This window comes from Peribacillus sp. TH16 (assembly GCF_016651095.1).
Taxonomy (GTDB): domain Bacteria; phylum Bacillota; class Bacilli; order Bacillales; family DSM-1321; genus Peribacillus; species Peribacillus butanolivorans.
In genome coordinates this window covers 878,317-899,532 of record NZ_JAEKEM010000009.1, presented here as the reverse complement: position 1 = coordinate 899,532, position 21,216 = coordinate 878,317, and the positions used below count along the sequence as shown (strand labels likewise).

General features: G+C 37.7%; 20 protein-coding genes. 19 read left to right on the top strand and 1 reads right to left on the bottom strand.

Annotated elements, in window-relative coordinates; genetic code table 11:
- The first annotated feature begins 66 nt into the window (after positions 1-66).
- The 11 genes from JFV29_RS18305 to fni all read left to right on the top strand — a co-directional run bounded on the left by JFV29_RS18305 (position 67) and on the right by fni (position 10,113).
- Positions 67-1,035: a YpdA family putative bacillithiol disulfide reductase gene (locus JFV29_RS18305; protein WP_201185661.1), complete on the top strand. Its 969-nt coding sequence runs from the start codon at positions 67-69 to the stop codon at positions 1,033-1,035.
- A 23-nt stretch (positions 1,036-1,058) separates the two neighbouring features.
- Entirely contained in the window at positions 1,059-2,024 is a 966-nt protein-coding gene (locus JFV29_RS18300; protein ID WP_201185660.1) for an asparaginase, read from the top strand.
- Positions 2,025-2,121: 97 nt separating this feature from the next.
- Positions 2,122-2,808, top strand: a complete 687-nt coding sequence (prsW, locus tag JFV29_RS18295; protein WP_201185658.1) for a glutamic-type intramembrane protease PrsW — start codon at positions 2,122-2,124, stop codon at positions 2,806-2,808.
- Positions 2,809-2,933: 125 nt separating this feature from the next.
- Positions 2,934-3,785, top strand: a complete 852-nt coding sequence (gene sleB / locus JFV29_RS18290; RefSeq protein WP_201185657.1) for a spore cortex-lytic enzyme — start codon at positions 2,934-2,936, stop codon at positions 3,783-3,785.
- Between the two features lie 14 nt (positions 3,786-3,799).
- Positions 3,800-5,155, top strand: coding sequence for a germination protein YpeB (gene ypeB, locus JFV29_RS18285; protein WP_201185656.1), 1,356 nt, complete (start codon positions 3,800-3,802; stop codon positions 5,153-5,155).
- 131 nt (positions 5,156-5,286) lie between these two features.
- Positions 5,287-6,000, top strand: coding sequence for a flagellar brake protein (locus tag JFV29_RS18280; RefSeq protein WP_207205152.1), 714 nt, complete (start codon positions 5,287-5,289; stop codon positions 5,998-6,000).
- Between the two features lie 59 nt (positions 6,001-6,059).
- Positions 6,060-6,245, top strand: coding sequence for a YpfB family protein (locus JFV29_RS18275; protein ID WP_053346794.1), 186 nt, complete (start codon positions 6,060-6,062; stop codon positions 6,243-6,245).
- A gap of 191 nt (positions 6,246-6,436) precedes the next feature.
- On the top strand, positions 6,437-7,111 hold the full coding sequence (gene cmk / locus JFV29_RS18270; RefSeq protein WP_201185651.1) for a (d)CMP kinase: 675 nt from the start codon (positions 6,437-6,439) through the stop codon (positions 7,109-7,111).
- A gap of 2 nt (positions 7,112-7,113) precedes the next feature.
- Positions 7,114-7,695, top strand: coding sequence for a lysophospholipid acyltransferase family protein (locus JFV29_RS18265; RefSeq protein WP_053348125.1), 582 nt, complete (start codon positions 7,114-7,116; stop codon positions 7,693-7,695).
- A gap of 215 nt (positions 7,696-7,910) precedes the next feature.
- A complete protein-coding gene (gene rpsA / locus JFV29_RS18260; protein ID WP_053346792.1) occupies positions 7,911-9,047 on the top strand; it encodes a 30S ribosomal protein S1 in 1,137 nt (378 codons plus the stop codon).
- A 7-nt stretch (positions 9,048-9,054) separates the two neighbouring features.
- Positions 9,055-10,113 (top strand): type 2 isopentenyl-diphosphate Delta-isomerase, encoded by a 1,059-nt coding sequence (fni, locus tag JFV29_RS18255; protein ID WP_274607057.1) that lies wholly within the window; start codon positions 9,055-9,057, stop codon positions 10,111-10,113.
- Positions 10,114-10,168: 55 nt separating this feature from the next.
- Here the strand turns inward: fni and JFV29_RS18250 are convergent, their stop codons facing one another.
- The gene (locus JFV29_RS18250) at positions 10,169-10,300 is read right to left on the bottom strand and encodes a YpzI family protein (RefSeq protein ID WP_069981702.1); all 132 of its coding nucleotides are present in this window, start codon (positions 10,298-10,300) and stop codon (positions 10,169-10,171) included.
- Between the two features lie 135 nt (positions 10,301-10,435).
- On the opposite strand from JFV29_RS18250, the gene JFV29_RS18245 reads away from it, so the two are divergent.
- The 8 genes from JFV29_RS18245 (at position 10,436) to JFV29_RS18210 (ending at position 21,174) form a co-directional block, all read left to right on the top strand.
- Positions 10,436-11,056, top strand: a complete 621-nt coding sequence (locus JFV29_RS18245) for a YphA family membrane protein (RefSeq protein ID WP_201185648.1) — start codon at positions 10,436-10,438, stop codon at positions 11,054-11,056.
- A gap of 537 nt (positions 11,057-11,593) precedes the next feature.
- The gene (der, locus tag JFV29_RS18240; protein ID WP_056525083.1) at positions 11,594-12,904 is read left to right on the top strand and encodes a ribosome biogenesis GTPase Der; all 1,311 of its coding nucleotides are present in this window, start codon (positions 11,594-11,596) and stop codon (positions 12,902-12,904) included.
- 17 nt (positions 12,905-12,921) lie between these two features.
- Entirely contained in the window at positions 12,922-13,974 is a 1,053-nt protein-coding gene (locus tag JFV29_RS18235; protein ID WP_201185647.1) for an NAD(P)H-dependent glycerol-3-phosphate dehydrogenase, read from the top strand.
- Between the two features lie 468 nt (positions 13,975-14,442).
- Positions 14,443-15,786: an APC family permease gene (locus JFV29_RS18230; RefSeq protein ID WP_201185646.1), complete on the top strand. Its 1,344-nt coding sequence runs from the start codon at positions 14,443-14,445 to the stop codon at positions 15,784-15,786.
- A gap of 399 nt (positions 15,787-16,185) precedes the next feature.
- Positions 16,186-18,294 carry a sigma 54-interacting transcriptional regulator gene (locus tag JFV29_RS18225; protein ID WP_053346787.1) on the top strand — a complete coding sequence of 703 codons (2,109 nt, stop codon included), beginning with the start codon at positions 16,186-16,188 and terminating at the stop codon, positions 18,292-18,294.
- A gap of 294 nt (positions 18,295-18,588) precedes the next feature.
- Positions 18,589-19,962, top strand: coding sequence for a putrescine aminotransferase (locus tag JFV29_RS18220; RefSeq protein WP_056525074.1), 1,374 nt, complete (start codon positions 18,589-18,591; stop codon positions 19,960-19,962).
- A gap of 275 nt (positions 19,963-20,237) precedes the next feature.
- Positions 20,238-20,435, top strand: a complete 198-nt coding sequence (locus tag JFV29_RS18215; protein ID WP_201185645.1) for a DUF2768 domain-containing protein — start codon at positions 20,238-20,240, stop codon at positions 20,433-20,435.
- A 16-nt stretch (positions 20,436-20,451) separates the two neighbouring features.
- Positions 20,452-21,174 carry a hypothetical protein gene (locus JFV29_RS18210; protein ID WP_201185644.1) on the top strand — a complete coding sequence of 241 codons (723 nt, stop codon included), beginning with the start codon at positions 20,452-20,454 and terminating at the stop codon, positions 21,172-21,174.
- Positions 21,175-21,216: the final 42 nt, after the last annotated feature.

The following is a 21,216-nucleotide window of genomic DNA, read 5'->3' as shown; positions in this document are numbered from 1 at the left end:
GATAGGAGTTTTTATTTTTTTTTAGAGAACGAATTACATAGTGTGTAGGAAGGCAGTGGAATAGAAATGAATTATGAAGAAGTAATTATCATAGGTGGAGGTCCATGTGGATTGGCTGCTGCAATTGCCCTGAAGGAAGTGGGGATACAGTCTCTAATCATTGAAAAAGGCAATGTGGTGGATTCCATATACCGGTATCCAACACATCAAACCTTTTTTAGTTCAAGTGAAAAATTGGAGATTGGTGACACGGCTTTTATTACGGAAAACCGTAAGCCTGTCCGTAATCAGGCACTTGCCTATTATAGGGAGGTAGCTAGAAGGAAAGAACTGCGTGTGAATAAGTTCGAAAAAGTGGAAAAAGTGGAAAAACAGGATAATGGTAAATTTTTAGTCCGGACATCAAAAGGCGACTATACAGCTTTGCGAGTCATCGTATCGACCGGTTATTATGATCATCCTAATTATATGTGTATTCCCGGTGAACAGCTTCCTAAAGTGTTTCATTATTTCAAGGAGGGTCATCCGTACTTTAACTGTGATGTTACAGTCATCGGTGGTAAAAACTCAAGTGTAGATGCAGCGCTGGAGTTGGTCAAGTCAGGGGCAAGAGTTACAGTTCTGTATAGAGGCTCAGAATTCTCTTCAAAAATTAAACCATGGATTCTCCCTGAATTTGAATCATTAGTCCGTAATGGGACAATTATGATGGAATTTAATGCGGTTATTGACGAGATCACAGAGGAGAGTGTCATTTATCACGTAGGTAACGAGGAAAAGGTTATTAAAAATGATTTTGTGTTTGCAATGACTGGATATCATCCAGATCATTCATTTTTAGCATCAATGGGCATCAAAATTGACGAGGTTACAGGAAGGCCTACTTATAATGAGGAAACGATGGAGACGAACATTGAAGGTATCTATATTGCTGGAGTTCTAGCAGCCGGAAATAATGCGAATGAAATCTTCATTGAAAATGGTCGGTTTCATGGAGGCTTGATTGCATACCATTTGGCTGTTAAGGAAAAGTAATTTTTATTACAGGAGCTGAAAGTATGGAGAAAATATCATTAATAACAACAGGTGGAACAATCGCCAGTAAAGAAACCACGAATGGTATGTTGGCTTCTGGTGCGTTAAGCGGGATAGAATTAGCATCACTTTGCAAACTACCAAACCATATTGAAATGAAAGTTGTAGACCTTTTCCGGATTTCTAGTATGTCCATGGGTTTTGGGAAAATGGAAAAACTTAAACGTGCAATTCAAAAAGAATTGGAGGATCCAGATGTTACTGGAATTGTCGTAACACACGGTACGGATACATTAGAAGAAACGGCTTATTTCTTGGATGTTACGATTAAGGATCAACGCCCAATTGTTTTAACTGGTTCTCAGCGATCTCCTAAAGATGTTGGAACTGATGTGTATTCGAATTTAAGAAATTCAATATTATGCGCGGCGAGTGAGTTGCTTTATGACGTTGGTGTGGTTGTTGTTTTTAATGAAAGAATCTATTCAGCAAAATATGTAAAAAAAGTACATGCTTCCAATTTGCAAGGATTTGAATCTTTTGGCTATGGGTATTTAGGTATTATTGATAACGATATCGTTAGCATATATCAAAAACCACTACATCGGGAGTGCTTTGATATCCATCATCGTATCCCTAGGGTGGATATCATCAAGTGCCATACTGGCGCTGATGGCCTTTTTATAGAAGCTTCGGTCAAAAAAGGCGCTAAGGGTATCGTGCTCGAAGGTGTTGGCAGGGGACAGGTTACACCGGAAATGATTCCTGCCATCCAAGAGGCAATCGATAATGGTGTTACTATCGTCATGACAACAAGTGCGGAAGAAGGAAAAGTATATCCAGCTTATGATTATGAAGGTAGCGCATTTGATCTAAAACAACGTGGAGTAATATTAGGTGCTGATTATGACAGCAAGAAAGCAAGAATTAAGTTAGCGGTCGTTCTAGCCAGTGAACACACCGTAGATGAAAAATTCTTTAAGTACTGAGGAATTAAAAAATGTAGAAAGACTTTGATTCTTAGATTTAGTTTTTCTGCATTCCGTGGTACGATTAATAAAAAGAAAAAGAAAAGAGGGTCAGCTTATGCTGGTCATGTTGTCAGCAGCTATTGCGCCAGGGTTGGCGCTGCTCAGCTATTTCTATTTGAAAGATCAATATGAAACCGAACCCATTTCGGTTGTCATCAAAACTTTTCTCTTCGGTGTATTCCTTGTTCTGCCGATTATGTTTATCCAATATGTGCTGGAAACGGAACATATTTTAAATACCGATTTTGCTAATGCTTTTTTATGGGCTGCATTGCTTGAAGAATTTTTCAAGTGGTTCATACTCATATATGTAATATATCAACATATAGCCTTTGATGAGCCATATGATGGAATCGTCTATGGTGCAGCAGTCTCCCTTGGATTTGCCACAATGGAAAATATATTGTATTTGCTGGCCAATGGAGTAGAACATGCTTTTATCAGAGCTATTCTCCCTGTATCAAGTCACGCTTTATTCGGTGTAATCATGGGGTACTATTTGGGCAAGGCGAAATTTTCTACTTCGAATAATAGGTTCTATTTATTCTTGGCACTTGTCATACCAATCTTGCTACATGGGGTTTATGACTATATTTTAATATCACAAAAATTTTGGGTGTATTTTATCTTGCCATTTATGATTTACTTATGGTGGTTAGGTATGAAAAAAGTAAAAAAAGCTCGTTTATTGTCTGAGTTTCATGCAGAAAAACTTTCTCAAAATCATTTTCTTAGTAAGTAATTTATATTTCTATGACGGAGTGCTGGCATATTTTGCCCGCTCCGTTTTTTATTGGTTTGGAATAAAAAAGCCAGTTAAGAAGAAAATAGAATTACATTAATTCAAGAAAAAGAGGAGTGTTTTTGATGAAAGGAATTTCGTCAAAATGGAAATGGCTTTTGCTGTTTTCGTGTATAACGATTTGTTTCGGAATTTTCCCGGAAACAAGAACAAATGCCTTTTCGAGCCAAGTTATTCAAAAAGGCGCGGTTGGTGATGATGTAATTGAACTTCAGGCACGGTTACAAAACATTGGATACTATCATGGAAAGATTGATGGAGTCTATGGCTGGGGTACTTATTGGGCACTTCGAAACTTTCAACAAGATTTCGGACTACCAATCGATGGCTTTGCCGGGACCTCTACAAAACAGAAGTTGGCAAATGCCTCTAATTTTAATAGGAAATTTGTTCACGAACAGATTAATAAAGGTAATGAGTTTACGTATTATGGAGGAGTTGATATTGAAAAGCAGGTAAAAGTGAAGGGGAATGTATCAGGATCTAAGCCAAGTGGAGGCAAAGCTCCATCCGGAAAAACACCCTCCAAAACTGCTACAGCAGCAAATCTTCCGGGCGGATACTCTCAGAATGATATACAACTGATGGCCAATGCCGTTTATGGCGAGGCGCGGGGGGAGCCATATACCGGTCAAGTTGCTGTTGCAGCAGTAATTTTAAATAGGGTAGAGAGTGTATCTTTCCCGAATACCATTTCGGGAGTGATTTTTGAACCTGGGGCCTTTACGGCTGTTGCGGATGGACAGATTTGGCTGACACCAAACGAAAGGGCAAAAGAAGCCGTTGTGGATGCTATCAATGGTTGGGATCCAAGCGGAAATGCAGAATATTACTTTAATCCCGATACGGCAACAAGTAAGTGGATCTGGTCAAGAGAACAAATTAAAAGAATCGGAAAACATATCTTTTGTAAGTAAAGAGGTGAAGGAAAATGATAAGGAATATAGTGATTGTCCTGCTTGTTGTAGTCGTTGCAGGAACCGCATTCTGGGGCTATCAAGAACATAAGGAAAAAAATGCTGTATTAATCAATGCGGAAAACACGTATCAGCGAGCCTTTCATGATTTAAGCTATCAAGTAGACTTATTGCATGATAAAGTCGGCAGCACATTGGCTATGAATTCTCGATATTCATTAAGTCCGGCCTTAACCGATGTATGGCGTATCACTTCCGAAGCCCAAAGTGATGTTGGACAGCTGCCGTTGACCCTGCTCCCATTCAATAAAACAGAAGAATTTTTATCAAAAATTGCGGACTTCAGTTATAAAACAGCTGTACGTGACCTTGAAAAAGAACCATTGAATGATAAGGAATATTCGACTTTACAATCCTTGTACACACAGGCAGGTGACATCCAGGACGAGTTAAGAAAAGTGCAATATCTAGTCCTTAAAAACAATTTACGCTGGATGGATGTCGAAATGGCTCTTGCATCAGGAAAAGAAAATTCGGATAACACGATCATCGACGGATTAAAAACGGTAGAGAAAAAAGTATCAGGGTATGGGGAAACAAATGAGATGAATCCGACTTTTACTTCTGTACAACAGAAGGAGGAAAATTACAAAAATTTAGAAGGTAAAGTCTATACAAAAGAAGAAGCTGTTGCTGTTGCAAAAGGCTATGCCCATATAAAAAACGGAAATTTGAAGGTGAATGTCGAAGAAAACGGCAAAGGTTCCGATTACGGATTTTACAGTGTAAGCATTCTTGATAAGGATACCAATAACGAAGTGAATATGGATTTGACCAAAAAAGGCGGTTATCCAATTTGGTATATCAATAATAGGGACATTAACAAAACAAATATTGATTTGAATCAGGCATATACTAAAGCCGCAGATTTTTTAAAAGAACATGATTTCAGTTCACTTGAATTGTTTGAAAGTGCACAATACGATAATATCGCTCTGTTAAATTTCGTGACATCAATAGATGGAGTCAAGATTTATCCGGATTCAGTCAAGGTTAAAATAGCATTGGATGATGGATCTGTTATAGGATTTTCAGCGGACGAGTTTTTAAAATCACATAAGGTTAGGGAAATTGGAAACCCCAAAATTTCTGAGGAAGAAGCAAAGAAAAAAATTAACTTAAATGTTAAAATAATGGATCAAGGGAAAGCGTTAATCTTTAATGATATTGGCGAAGAAGTACTCTGTTATGAATTTCTTGGTACGATAAACGAAGATACATACCGTATTTTCATTAATGCTGATAACGGCCAAGAAGAAAAAGTGGAAAAACTAAAAAATTCCGAGCCAATATACGAAAATTTAATGTAATTCTCTAATAATTTAACTTTACTTACTATCATAGGGAAATGTGCCTAGTCACTTTCCCTTTTTCTTATTTCATGACATAATAATATAAACTATTTTATGGATTATGTGGGAAAATTTATTGGGAAATTCTTATGCAATCTCCTTCTTTAGTGGCTATCATAGAATGCGAGGACGTGGAAATCACAATGATTAATATTGGCGATATATTAATGCTGGAACAGATATATTCTTCTCAAAATGAAAAGTTCAAATGTATGGTTGTAGAAATGGAAGCAGGGTTTGTTAATATAGACTTTCCCATCAATTTAGCGACTGGAAAAAATGCATTTCTTGTGGACGGAACTCAAGTGAACGTTACATTTTCTAATAAGGAACAGGCTGTATATGTTTTTGAGTCTGAGGTTTTAGGAAAAGTGAAAGGCCAGATACCGATGATTCAACTACTATTGCCGGATGTAGAAACATTTGTGAAGATTCAAAGAAGGGATTACGTTCGTCTTGATGTAACGCTTGATATAGCCATCCATCCCGAACATTCTGAGTTTACTCCATTTCGTGCACTTACTGAGGACATCAGTGCCGGCGGAGCTTCTATCAGGCTTTTAAAAGGTGCAAATATAAAATCGGATTCACAATTATATCTGTGGATGGCTCTTACTCTAAAATCAGGGCAAATCAACTACTTGCGGTTAAAAAGTCGAGTCATTCGAGTAACTGAGAAAGACCAGGGTAATATGCTACTGCACATACAATTCATTGAACCAACCAAAAATGATGTACAAACATTAATGAGATTTATTTTTGAAAAGCAGTTGGATTTAAAGAAAAAAGGGTTGTATGTTTGAATGAAAAACAGCGATTCTTTCCATACTGATAAGATAATCAAGTGTGGAAGGAGCAGCTTATGAAAACATTTGAAAGGCTGTTAATTAAAGTGATTATTATCCAACTGGTCTGTTTGTTCTTTTTTCAGTTCCTTTTGAGCAGGGAAGATCATATCTTCGAATTAACTAAGCTCTCAAGGTATGAAGGTGTCAATAGCAATAATTATACGAAAATCATTGAAACCTTCAATGGAATATCAAAATAAAAGCGGCCAATCCGCTTTTTTTGTATGAAGTTTTTTTCTGGAAGGAAAACTATTAATGGCCTTTTAAATCGAAAGTATACAAAAGCGAATTTGGATGTACACGCCCTTTTATTAATGATTTTCCCGCTAATTGTGATAAAATGAAAGGGTATTAAATAATCAGCATGATTGTAGGATTCTTGGGAGGATTTATGGAAAAAAAAATATCAGTTGCAATCGATGGACCAGCTGCTGCTGGAAAAAGTACGGTTGCTAAAATTGTTGCAGAAAAGTTCAATTACATATATGTGGATACAGGTGCAATGTACAGGGCCTTAACCTATAAAGCTCTGAATCATCAGATTCCTCTGAATGATGAACAAGCTTTATTTGAGATTCTTATTAATACAGAAATTGAATTAAGACCGAGTGAAAATGGGCAGTTGGTTTTCTTGGATAATGAAAACGTTTCAGCCCAAATCAGAAACAATGAAGTGACTGGGTCTGTATCAGAAGTGGCGAAGCATCGGAGTATCCGAGAAGAAATGGTGCGTAGGCAGCAGAATTTTGGTGAAAATGGTGGAGTTGTCATGGATGGAAGAGATATCGGGACACATGTGTTACCTAATGCCGAAGTAAAAGTATTTCTAATTGCCTCTGTAGATGAACGAGCTCAGCGGAGACATCAAGAAAATATTTTAAAAGGTTTCCCATCCGATATTGAAAAGTTAAGAGAAGAAATTGCAACAAGGGACAAGCTGGACTCGGAACGTGAAGTAGCTCCCCTGAAAAAGGCAACAGATGCTATAGAAATTGATACGACTTCATTATCAATTCAAGAAGTGGCAGAAAGTATCATGTCTTTGATAGAAGAGAGGAAAAGATGAAATTGGATTTTTACACATTTGCCAAAAACGTCGTTAAAAGCGTCTTAATGCCTTCGTATAGGGTTAAAACGCTTGGGAAGGAACATTTCCCTAAAGATGGAGGGGTATTGATTTGTGCCAATCACATTGATAATTTGGATCCGCCTATAGTTGGCATAACGTCTCCAAGGGATATTCACTTCATGGCGAAGGAAGAGTTGTTTCAAGCACCGGTTTTAAAGGGTATTTTACCAAGAGTAAATGCCTTTCCCGTAAAGCGGGGAAATAGCGATCGGGAATCTCTTAGAAAAGGTTTAAAGCTTTTAAAAGAAGGTAAGGTGCTTGGACTGTTTCCGGAAGGGACTAGAAGTAAGACAGGTGAATTGGGAGAAGGTATGGCTGGAGCTGGGTTTTTCGCATTGCGTTCTGATGCGGTAATTATACCTTGTGCAATTATTGGGCCCTATAAGTTTTTGCGACCATTAAAAGTGGTTTATGGTCCACCAATAAATTTCACTGAATATAGGGAAAAGAAGATTTCAGCCGATGAAGCAACCAAGATTATTATGGACCAAATCGGAAAATTGATTTCTGAGCATAAATAATCCTTCATACTTGACAATTTTATGATTTTGTTAGAATTTATAAAATAGGGGTATAGTTCCGTTTTAGGGATGAAAAGGAAAAAAACCTTGTTACTCTAAAAAAAGCTGTTTTTATCTTTATTAGGAAAGTGTTTTTATTGAACCACTTTAAATAAAATATGTGGCCGATGAAGAGGAAATTTGCTGATCAGTCATGGGTTAAGGAGGAGTTAGTAATGACAGAAGATATGAATCAGGTAGAAGTGAACAATTACAAAGTTGGGGATCAAGTAAAAGCAACCGTTTCAAAGGTAGAAGAAAAACAGGTTATTGTAGATGTAGAAAACAGCAAGTCAGATGGAATTATTCCTATCAGTGAGCTGTCGAGCCTTCATGTCGAAAAGGCGTCAGATGCCGTTTCGGAGGGGGATATATTGGAGCTTGAAGTTATTAAAGTAGAAGAAGAAGCTCTTATTCTATCAAAACGTAAAATTGATGCGTTAAAAGCATGGGATGACCTGGAACAAAAATTTGAAAACGGAGACGTATTTGAGGCAGAAGTAAAAGATGTTGTCAAAGGCGGTCTTGTTGTAGATCTAGGCGTACGTGGTTTTGTTCCAGCTTCTTTAGTAGAAGACTACTTCGTTGAAGACTTTTCTGATTACAAAAACAAAACTTTAACATTCAAGATTGTTGAGCTTGAGAAGGATAAGAATCGTTTAATTCTCTCCCATCGGGCAGTCATACAAGATCTAAAAGAAAAACAAAAAGCAAATGTTCTTGATACAATTGAAAGCGGGCAAGTACTCCATGGAACAGTACAAAGGATTACCGACTTTGGTGCATTTGTCGATATTGGAGGGGTAGACGGACTTGTCCATATTTCTCAGCTTTCTCATGAGCATGTAGATAAGGCATCAGATGTCGTTACCGAAGGCGATGAAGTACAGGTGAAAGTTCTTTCTATTGATCGCGATAATGAAAGGATTTCACTATCCATAAAAGATACTCTACCGGGGCCTTGGACAGATATTTCTGATAAAGCAGCGAAAGGATCTACACAAAAGGGCATCGTGAAACGCCTTGTTTCTTTCGGAGCATTTGTGGAGATTTTCCCGGGAGTAGAAGGACTTGTCCATATTTCGCAGATTTCACACAAACATATAGCAACACCGCAGGAAGTGTTAAAAGAAGGTCAGTCTGTCGAAGTGAAAGTTCTTGATGTCAATGAAAAAGAACACCGTTTATCATTGAGCATCAAAGAACTTGAAGATCCTCAGTCCAATTACACATCAGATTATGAACTCCCTGAAGAAACAAAGGGCTTTCAGCTGGGTGAAATGATTGGTGATCAATTGAAAAAACTAAAATAAGAAAATAATGGTGATAGCCTTGGAGAGAGCAAAACGAAAATTAGAGCATATAGACTTTGCATTAAAAACAGGTCAGCTACGTAAATCCGGACTAGAAGATATTTCGTTTATTCACCAGAGCTTACCAGGAATTTCTTTGAATAATGTGGACCTCACAGTAGAAATTGGCGGACTTAAATTAAGTTCGCCAATTTTTATAAATGCAATGACCGGTGGCGGTGGTCTTGAAACAGAAAAGTTGAATGGGGATTTGGCGATTGCTGCGAGGGAAACAGGGATTGCTATGGCAGTTGGTTCACAAATGGCAGCCATAAAGGATTCCAGTCAGCAGGCATCCTTTAAGGTAGCAAGACAGGAGAATCCTAATGGAGTCCTGATTGGAAATCTGGGTGGTGAAGCAACTGTAGAGCAAGCAAAGCGAGCGAGCGATATGATAGAGGCTGACGCTCTGCAGATTCATCTCAATGTCATTCAAGAGCTGACAATGCCTGAAGGAGATCGGAATTTTGCAGGTACATTATCACGAATTGAAGAAATCAACAGAAGCCTTGGAGTTCCTATGATTGTAAAAGAAGTCGGGTTTGGAATGAGTAAGGAAACCGTTGAACAATTACTTTCCGTTGGAGTTTCAATCATTGATGTGGGTGGGTTCGGCGGAACGAATTTTGCGAAGATTGAAAATGAAAGACGAGCGAAAATACTCGGCTATTTTAATGAATGGGGTATTCCAACAGCTGCCTCAATAGTAGAAGCAGTAAACGTTTCACCTACGCTTTCAGTTATAGGATCAGGTGGTATTCAAAGTCCTTTAGAAATTACAAAAAGCCTTGCCTTAGGGGCAAAAGGTGTAGGTTTAGCCGGCCATTTCCTAAAACTGCATAAAGAATTGGGCTTGGCACAGTTAATTAAAGAAATAAACTACATACATGAAGATTTAAAAATCATCATGACGGCGCTTGGAGCTGCTAATATTTCTGAATTAAGGAAAACAAAAATAGTTATTGCCGGCAATACCTATCATTGGTTAGCTCAAAGAGGTATTGATTGCTCGACATATGCTAAATGAAACAAAAAGAAGCATCTCTAATTGTTCAAAGACAATCGGATGCTTCTTTTTTTATTTAGCTGTTTCTTTTTCTTGCCTCTTCCGGGCTTTCCATTCTAGTGGCCCCTTTATGATCCAGTGATTGGTCTCTATCAGATTCCACCCGTTTACTTTCTTTCAATTTCTTTTCTTGACGATCTTTACCCATGAGTACACCTCCTTTTTGTAAATAACTAAATGAACAGTTTTATGTAAAGATATTACAAGTACTCATTAAAAATCGAGCTTAATGTTTATTCTTTAAATAAACAAGCCATAATGTTTCCTAAAAGGGGGACGCTACATGGATGGAATTTTGTTTTATTGGATGTCATGGATAGTTTGGGTCATTGTCATGTATTTTATTCCAAAGACTGTTCCATTTCGTTTTGATTTTCTTTTTCATCTGTTAGCTGTCTTGGTTTTAGCAGGATATAATCTGGAGGTTTCCTTGCTTTCTATACATATGAGCGGTCTATATCTTATCTTTATACTTTGTGTGTACATAAGGAAGCAATCGATTATCAAGATTATAGAGCTGATCAGCGGTTGCCTTATAATCACTCTTGCTTATGCAAGTTTTCAGCTATTTTCTATGCTTGATCCGATTTGGCTCATTATGAAACCTTCTTACCTTTTGTGTATTTTTCTGAATTATCTTATCCTATTACTTTTTAAAAATTGGAAACATCGCTTATTCGTCCTTTTAGTTGGACTGATTATGGGTGACCTCGTATATTCGGGATTGCTTGCCTATCATTCATTGTCCTATGAGGCACTTACATACGCATGGCATGATAATGCAGTATTGATATTGTGTGCAAACATAGTCTGGAGACTATTGGAACTTATGAGTAGATACATTTTTTCATCATCTCAATCGAGGTTTTTATCGAAGCAGAGAAAAGGGAACTTTAATCAATGAATATTTCTGACCTAACTATTAATGAAGCCAGAATATACGTATGAGGATAAATGCTTGTTTTATCCAATAAGCAAGGTTGCATTTGGATTTAATTGGAATCGGAAGGCTTTTATGCATACAAACATTGTTGATTGGCGAGAAATTTGTTACTATAGGATAGTTAGAGGTCTGTAGATAAATCGTAATATGCTCTAATCAAATAAAAAGGAAGCTGAATGCCGAAAGCTTTTTTCGGCTATCTTCATTTTTTTGGGCTGTTTTTAATCACGTTTTACCATGCTGAGAGTTCAGCTTCATGTCACCTGAGGAACAGGGGAAGTGAATTGGACAATCTGCCTGTAAATACTTGATACGTTTAACTAACTATCAGTGGGGAACTCTCTTACTGATGGAAGTTTCCTTTATATGATGGTGGATGCAGCCTTTTCCTTGAAAAGGAAATAATGAAAATCAACAATGCAGATGCAATATTAAAAAAATGCATTCATGAATTTCGTGACTTTGACAGAGATATAGTAGCAGAAAGGGTGAATAGCAATGCCAAAACCGGTAATTGCGATAGTCGGTCGGCCGAACGTAGGTAAATCGACAATCTTTAATAGAATAGTGGGAGAACGTGTATCAATAGTTGAAGACGTTCCAGGAGTAACAAGAGACAGAATTTATAGTTCAGGTGAATGGTTGACACATGATTTTAACATAATTGATACAGGCGGGATCGATATCGGTGACGAGCCGTTCCTCGAACAAATTCGCCAGCAGGCTGAAATTGCTATAGACGAAGCCGATGTAATTATCTTTATGACGAATGGTCGTGAAGGAGTAACATCTGCTGATGAAGAGGTAGCGAAAATTCTCTTTAAATCGAGAAAACCTGTTGTTCTAGCGGTCAATAAAGTCGATAATCCAGAAATGAGAGATCAAATCTATGATTTCTACGCGTTAGGTTTTGGGGATCCATTCCCAATCTCTGGATCACATGGACTTGGTCTTGGGGACCTATTAGATGAAGCGGCAAAACATTTCCCTAAATTCAGTGGTCAAGATTATGCTGATGATGTTATTAAATTCAGTTTAATTGGAAGACCGAATGTTGGTAAATCATCACTAGTCAATGCCTTGCTTGGAGAAGATCGGGTTATCGTCAGTGATATTGAAGGCACGACTCGTGACGCGATTGACTCACCGTATAAATATAATGGTAAAGAGTATGTCATTATTGATACCGCAGGGATGAGAAAAAAAGGGAAAGTGTATGAAAGTACGGAAAAATATAGTGTACTTCGTGCATTGAGAGCAATTGAACGTTCAGACGTTGTTCTTGTCGTTTTGAATGCGGAAGAAGGTATCCGTGAGCAGGATAAAAAAATTGCCGGATATGCCCACGAAGCGGGTAGAGCGGTCATAATTGTCGTCAATAAATGGGATGCTATCGAGAAAGATGAAAAGACCATGAAGGACTTTGAAGAAAATATTCGTGCTCATTTCCTATTCTTAGATTATGCGCCGATCATTTATCTTTCTGCCCTAACTAAAAAACGTACACATACGTTGATACCAGTCATAGATCAAGCTAGTGAGAATCATGCTATCCGTGTTCAGACAAATGTATTGAATGAAGTGGTTATGGATGCAGTGGCTATGAATCCGACACCAACTCATAATGGGAACCGTTTGAAAATTTACTATACGACCCAGGTAGCGATTAAGCCGCCAACTTTTGTTGTATTTGTTAACGATCCAGAGTTAATGCATTTCTCATATGAGAGATTTTTAGAAAATCGAATTCGGGACGCCTTTGGATTTGAAGGAACACCGATACGCATTTTTGGACGCCAAAGAAAATAGAAAGGGCGGTATGTACAATGGTGAACGCAAAAGAAAGTATCGCAGTTATTGGTGCAGGGAGCTGGGGAACTGCTTTAGCGATGGTATTAGCTGATAATCAGCATGAAGTGAGGTTATGGGGACATAATCCGAAACAAATTGATGAAATAAATCAAGCTCATACTAATAAAAAATATTTGCCGGGTATTGAACTTCCAATAGGAATTAAAGGGTATTCTTCAATCGAGAAGGCTTTAGTTGGGATTGAAATAATTATATTAGCTGTGCCGACGAAAGCCTATCGTGAAGTGCTTGGTCAGATTGAAGCAGCCCATGATAAGCCATTAACAATTGTTCATGTAAGTAAAGGCATTGAACCTGATTCGCTACTACGTATTTCAGAAATGATTGAAGAAGTATCTTCAACAGATTGGCTTCAAGATATTGTGGTCCTTTCTGGGCCAAGTCATGCTGAAGAAGTCAGTTTACGTCATCCAACAACAGTTGCCGTTTCTTCAAAAAATATGAAGGCGGCCGAAAAGGTTCAGGACATCTTTATCAATCATAATTTCCGTGTGTATACAAACCCTGATTTGATTGGTGTCGAAATCGGGGGAGCTTTAAAGAATATAATTGCTTTAGCCGCCGGTATTACGGACGGGTTAGGCTATGGGGATAATGCAAAGGCTGCCTTAATTACACGAGGATTGGCTGAAATCTCTCGTTTAGGAGTAGCCATGGGCGCTAACCCACTCACTTTTTCAGGATTAGCTGGTATTGGTGACTTAATTGTAACTTGTACAAGCGTACACTCCCGTAACTGGAGAGCAGGAAATATGCTTGGAAAAGGACAAAAGCTTGAGGAAGTTTTAGAAAACATGGGTATGGTTGTTGAAGGTGTAAGAACCACTAAAGCTGCCTATCAACTAGCTCAAAAGTACGAAGTGAATATGCCGATTACTGAAGCCTTGTACGATGTCTTGTTTAATGGTGAAGAAGTGAAACAGGCAGTTGACCTCTTGATGAATCGTTCGAAAACGAATGAAATGGAAGAACTCTTTAACATTTTGGATAGCAGACAGCAGGATTAACCTCAAATCTGTAGTTTCAATAAAAAGAATTTCATTAAAATGGGCATTCGAGGATGCGCGTTGCAATGTATCAGCATACAATGCAACGAAAGTAAACTAGTAATTTGACCTCGGCACGGGGGATTTAGTCAAATGGGCAGAAGATATCTTGATATCTTCTGCTTTTTTTATGAATAAAAATCACCCAATCACCTTACATTTTCGTTTATGACAAAATTAATTTTCAGCATAAATACTTATTTATTGTTTTTAAATTTGAACATCTCGAATTATGAATAAATGAATAGATTATTCAAGTTTGCATGAAGTTTCTACTAATTTCCTTGTTATTCGCTTAAAATCGACTGTTTTTTTTGGTATGAAAATTGCGAAGTGTAATATATTCAGAAATTTCGCAATAAGGGGGCACTAGAAAACGTTGGTGAAATTTTAATCAATGAACACAGATATTAGGAAGGGGAATGATACATGCAAACAGGTCAGCTGAAAAGGTCTCTAAATTTATGGCATATTGTATTGCTCGGTGTTGGATATATGACCCCGATGGTTGTTTTTGATACATTTGGGATTGTTTCTGAAAAAACAGGGGGGCATGTACCGACCGCTTATGTTATTGCTCTAATAGCGATGTTGTTTACGGCAGCCAGTTACGGGAAAATGGTAAAAGTTTACCCGCAGGCAGGTTCGGCCTATACTTACACCCAAAAAACGATTAATCCGCATTTAGGCTTTCTTGTCGGCTGGTCATCGATGCTTGATTATTTATTTTTACCAATGGTGAATGCCGTATTAACAAAAATATATTTAACTGCTCTTTTTCCTGAAGTGTCTCCATGGATATGGGTGGTTGCATTTGTTCTTTTAATGACGGTCATTAACTTATTCAATGTGAACTTTGCTGCCAATTTTAATAGCTTTCTTGTTTTTTTTCAAATGCTAGTCATTATCATATTTGTGGCACTGGTTGTTAAAGGGGTTATGGGTGGTGAAGGTACAGGAGAGGTCTTCTCGATTCAGCCATTCATTGGGTCACATATGGAAATGTCCACTCTCATAACAGGAGCAACGATTCTATGTTTTTCTTTCTTGGGATTTGATGCGGTCACTACGTTATCAGAAGAAACACCAAATCCAACCAAAACGATTCCGCGTGCCATTTTTTTAACTGCTTTTATTGGCGGAGTTTTATTTGTGACAGCTGCTTTTTTTACACAGCTATTTTTCCCTGATGTTTCCCGTTTTGCTGACCCGGAAGCGGCATCACCAGAAATTGCCCTATATGTAGGAGGAAAACTTTTTCAGGCGTTCTTTCTTGCAGGTACATTATCTGGTACCCTTGCTTCAGGTCTTGCATCACATGCTAGTGTTTCAAGGCTTCTATATGTTATGGGTCGAGACCAGATGATCCCGAAAAAACTTTTTGGGTTTATCCATCCTACATATAAAACGCCATTTTACAATGTCATCTTTGTTGGGGCTATATCACTGGTGGCATTATTCCTTGATTTAGTAACAGCTGCTTCACTCATTAATTTTGGAGCTTTAATTGCTTTCACTTTCGTAAATATTTGTGTAATTATCCATGCAATTAGGAACAAAAGCTTTCGTTCAGTTAAAGGATTTCTAAGTAATATCTTGTCCCCGGTAATAGGAGCAGCATCAGTGTTCATTCTTTGGCTTAATCTTGAAATGAGTTCACTGATTCTAGGGGTTATTTGGGCGGTAATCGGTATTGGTTATCTTCTTTATCGGACGAAATTGTTTACTAATTCTCCTCCGCAATTCCAATTTGAAAAAGCTCAAAATATCTAAAAAAATCAGAAACAAGGGAGGATGTCATATGTCTGATAGAGGGATGAACAGGTCGTAAACGCTCATTTCTGTTGTTCTATTTGGTTTTTCGTTTAAGGCGTTAGCGCATATGCTCTGAATTAATCCTATCAATAGTGAATCGGATCATAACAATACAAATGAAAAAATGTAAAAAGAGAATGAAAATTAGAAAGGAAAAATGTTCTTTTGCACAAGTCAGTTTTAAACAATTTGGGGATGCATTAGCGGTACATGTAACAAGGGTCCAATAGAGGGCCCTTTTTTATGTTTACAGATTCAGTTATATTGAAGATGAGTTCAGGAGTAAATGTTTATTTTTTATCTCGCAATTTAGAATTATGTTAAAATAAAGGCTAGTGACAAAAGGAGAGTGAAACTGTGCTATCCATACCGGATGATAAAATTAGACCATTCATAACTATCACAATTGATCAACCTACATTTTCAGCTCAAAAAGTTTATGAGATACAGGAACCTTTCTTTTTTCTGATGAAGGAACAGCAAGTGTTTGCCTATATCCGCATGGAGGACCTCCCGTTAAACGATAGAACATTAACAGCCGAACAGCTTGTGCAGTATGCCTTTTCAATTGATAATGTCTGTAAGTTGCCTCCGAACATCTCTCTGCCGCTTCTTTATCAAATTATCGGTGAACCTATCGTATTGATAAAAACGGATGAAGGCATGCTTACTGGCTATGTTAAAAGGGAAGATGTGTTAGCTGAACTATTCAAGCAGGACAGCAAACAAAATTTAGATCTGTTAAAAGTTATTTTGACATCCATTCCTATGGGGATCTTTGTAGCTGATAAAGAAAGAAATATTGTTAACTTTAATGAATCAGGCTTGAAAATGATAAAAAAGCCTTCAGAACAAGTACTTAATCAACCTGCTGCGACCATCTTCAATAAGCAGCATATACATAGTGTGTTTACCAGTGGAGGCAGTATCCTCAATCAGCTGGAAATTACCGATATAATGAGTGTGCTTGTCGATTATAGCCCAATTCTAAACCATACAAAAGAAGTGGAAGGTCTTATTATCATCGTTCAGGACTTACCAATGGTTGAGGAAATGGCTATGGAAATAGAGTTGATAAAGAGTTCGAATAAGGATTTAAATGCCATTTTAGCGAATATCTATGATGAAATTCTGGTCGTTAATCAAAAAGGGGAACTGTTGCGCTACAGTGACAGCATCATTTCTGGATTCTGGGGAATGGATTTAAAGGATTATATCGGGAAGAACCTCTTGCAAATAGAGGATGAAGGGATTTTTAACCCTTCGGTCACCCGGTTAGTTCTTGAGCAAAAGAAGAAAGTATCGATTGTTCAAGATACGAAAATGAATAAGAAAGTCCTTTCCGTAGGAACCCCTGTGTTCAATGAAAAAGGAGACATTGAGCGAATTGTCATTGCATCAAGGGATATTACAGAAACAACTCAGTTAAAATCAGAGTTAAATGAAATGAGAAAAGAACTTGACTCGTTCAAAAAACAAGATCAATTTTACAAAGAGTTGATTTTCGCCAGTCCTAAAATGGAGCAGATTATTAGCCAAGTGAAAAAAATTGCCCATTTTTCATCTACCGTGTTAATCAATGGAGAGTCTGGTGTAGGTAAAGAAGTGATTGCCGAGTCAATCCATAAAATGGGTAGAAGGTCCAAACAGCCTTTCTTGAAAATAAATTGCGGAGCGATACCGGAAAATTTACTCGAAAGTGAATTGTTTGGTTATACGAAGGGATCATTTACCGGCGCAGATAAAAATGGAAAGGTAGGATACTTTCAACAGGCGAATAATGGCGTTTTATTCCTTGATGAAGTTGGAGATATGCCTATACACCTGCAAGTGAAATTGCTTCGTGTTTTACAGGAACAGGAAGTGATTCCGATTGGTAGTACTACACCTATACCGATTGATGTTCAAATTGTTGCTGCTACGAATAAGAGACTGGAAAAAATGGTCGAGATGGGGACATTTAGAGAAGATTTGTTCTATCGGTTAAACGTCATTCCCATTCATGTTCCGCCTTTAAGGGAAAGACCGGAGGATATACCGCCGCTGGCTTTTCATTTTCTACAAAAGCTAAATGAGCGGTATCACCGAAATTACCATTTTTCGCCAGATGCTCTAAATATTCTGGAGGTCTATTCATGGCCAGGTAACATTCGCGAATTGCAAAATATGATTGAAAGATTGGTTGTCTCCGCGGATGAAGAAATGATTGATGCCGACTTTATCCAGAAGTTCCTTACGGTTGGCAGCGATTTTAAACAGGCAAAACCAATTATAACGAGAATTCTTCCTCTTCAAGAGGCACAGGATTATGTGGAAGAGCAATTGATCATGCTTGCAATGAAACAATATAAAACTACGACGAAAGCAGCTAAAGCGCTTGGAATCAGCCAATCGTCAGTGAGCAGAAAGTATCAAAAAATCTTAGCAGAGCAAAATAAGAGAAGCGAAAAAAATGTATTTTTTTGAATGAAAGCTGTTGACAAGTGTTTAACTTGTACAACGGCTTTTTTTTTATGTAGTAATTGGAAAGCGTCTCGAAGGACTTCTAAAAGGGAGGTATGCATCAGAAAATAAGCTATGCATATTTGCATAGTTTTTATAGATTTTTAAAAGAAAAATAGCTATATCCTCAATGAAACATGTTGGCATGGTTCTTGCTTGTATATATGTATAAGCTAAAAGGGAGGTAAACAGTAAAGTTTTATCAGAGCTATCATAATTAGCCAACCACTACAGATTACTAAAAAAGGAGTTTTTTATATGTCAATTAATGTAGAAAATAAAACAAATCAAGTGAGCCAAACAGAAACACAGGATTATATTAAAAAAGTGCTTCAATTAATCGAACAAAAAGAAATTTCAAAAGAAGATGCCCAATGGGTAACGAAAGAAACTGTTGAAAATTTCCGTAACCATGTAAACCCAGGTTTTTTAGAATATCGGAAAACGGTAACGAAAGATACACAATTCGCAGCAGTAGAATGGTCTGACCAGGATTCCTGTTTTACGGATGTTAATGGAAAAAAATATATTGATTGTTTAGGCGGCTTTGGTATCTATAATGTTGGCCACCGTAACCCCAAAGTTGTAAAAGCCGTTACTGATCAATTGCAAAGACAAGCACTTCACAGCCAGGACTTACTAGATCCATTACGGGCAATGCTTGCTAAGATTCTTGCTGATATTACACCGGGAGATTTAAAATACTCCTTCTTTACGAACAGCGGTACTGAAAGTGTAGAAGCTGCGTTGAAGTTGGCTAAAATGTACAGCGACCGATACACGATTATTTCGACGACAAAATCATTTCACGGAAAAAGTCTTGGTTCCCTTTCGGCTACTGCAAAGGGCATGTTCCGTAAACCGTTCCTACCACTGATTCCAGGCGTACGTCATGTACCTTTCGGTGATATCGATATGATGAGGAAAACGTTCGAAAGTAGTGCCCTTGTCGGTGAAGAAGTTGCTGCTGTATTGTTGGAACCTATCCAAGGAGAGGGAGGAGTCATTCTGCCTCCACAAGGTTATTTGAAGCAAGTTCGAGAATTATGTGATGAGTATGATGCGTTATTAATCTTAGATGAAGTGCAAACGGGAATGGGGCGCACAGGCAAAATGTTTGCTTCTGAGCTTTATGATGTTGTTCCAGACATTATTTGTTTAGCTAAAGCATTTGGTGGTGGAGTGATGCCAGCTGGGGCAGTTGTAGCCAATGAGAAAGTGTTTAAAAGCTGGTTCGAAAACCCGTTCATGCACACAACCACGTTTGGAGGAAACCCACTTGCCTGTGCTGCAGCCATTGCTACAATCGATGTGCTTTTGGAAGAAAAACTACCGGAGCGTGCCGCAGAAGTAGGTGAATACTTCCTAAATGGATTAAGAGAAGTAGCTAACGAGCATAAAGATAAGGTTTTGGAGATCCGTGGACAAGGTTTAATGATTGGTATTGAGTTCCATAAAGACGAAGTAGGTTATGAATTCTCAAAAGCTCTCTTCGATAAAGGTATTTTGGTAGCAGGTACGCTTATAAACTCTAAAACAATCCGGATTGAGCCGTCATTGACAATCCATTTGGATGAAGTTGATACAGTAATCAAAGCGTTTAAAGATGTGTTGCCAACACTTAAATCTTAATTATAATTCAACAAATAAGCAGCCGAGGGGCTGCTTTTTTGGTTGAATAAAAGGAAGAGAATGGGGAGTGTTATACATTTATTTATTCGGGTAATTTGCAAGAAGTGGAAGTCTTTTATCGGACTATATGGAAGGCTAGGGGTAGTGAAATTGAAAATTATTATTTATCAAATGATTGTGACAAGCAATTTTTTACACAGTTTGGACAATGATTTAATTCCTTTAACGTAATTTGGTATGTTATAATAATTTCTGGAAAAAGGAGTGATAATGATATGACACCTGCTCTGCAAAAAATGTGGATATCCTTTATAGCTATGGGCTTTATGGTTATCTCTATACTTCTTATTTACTTAAGCCGCTATAAATTTAAAGGTTTTTTTAAAGGCTTAACAGCAATTATTGCATACATACTTATGATTCTTGCCGGCTTGATCATCCTTATCGTTGTTCTTAGCGGGCCAACCACTTGATAGGTGAGGAGAAATGATGAAAAATTTTTTCAAAATATTATGTTTATTATGCATCTCGGGGTTATTGACTGGGTGTTTGTATCCTCAGAAGCAAAAAATGCAAAATCAACTGCCTTATAAAGAGCAAATACAATCTGTCCAAAGCGCAGTTGATCAATTTCAGAAAGATGAAGGCGGCATTTTGCCAATTGTTACAAAAGAGGCTGAAACACCAATTTACCAAAAATACGTGATTAAGTTTTCTAAGATTTCACCCAAGTATATGGCAGAACCGCCTGACAATGCCTATGAATCAGGTGGAGTTTTTCAATATGTCCTTGTTAATGTTGAAGATGATCCAACTGTAAAACTGTTGGATGTCCGGATGGCTCAGAAAATTCAGGATATTTCCTTGAGATTGAAAGCTTATCAGCAAAGCAACGGATACCCCCCATTTAAGGAAAGGTTAGCGGATAATGTCTTTACTCTTGATTATGAAAAGATGGGTCTAAAGGAAGCCCCTACGGTCACGAGTCCATTTTCACAAAAAGACTTATATTTCGTGGTTGACGGTGGCGGCAATATTTTTGTTGACTATACTCCTGATTTATATGACGTATTGCAGGGGTATGACGGAGGTATTAATCCTGGTGATGATATTCGTGAACTCCTTGTACAAAATTCAGAGTTTGTTCCGGCCTATTCACTGCCATATACAATTGATAAAAAAACAAATAATCCAAAATTTCTTTCAAAATAGTCATAACCCTTCTTCTACAAAATATATTGTAGGGGAAGGGTT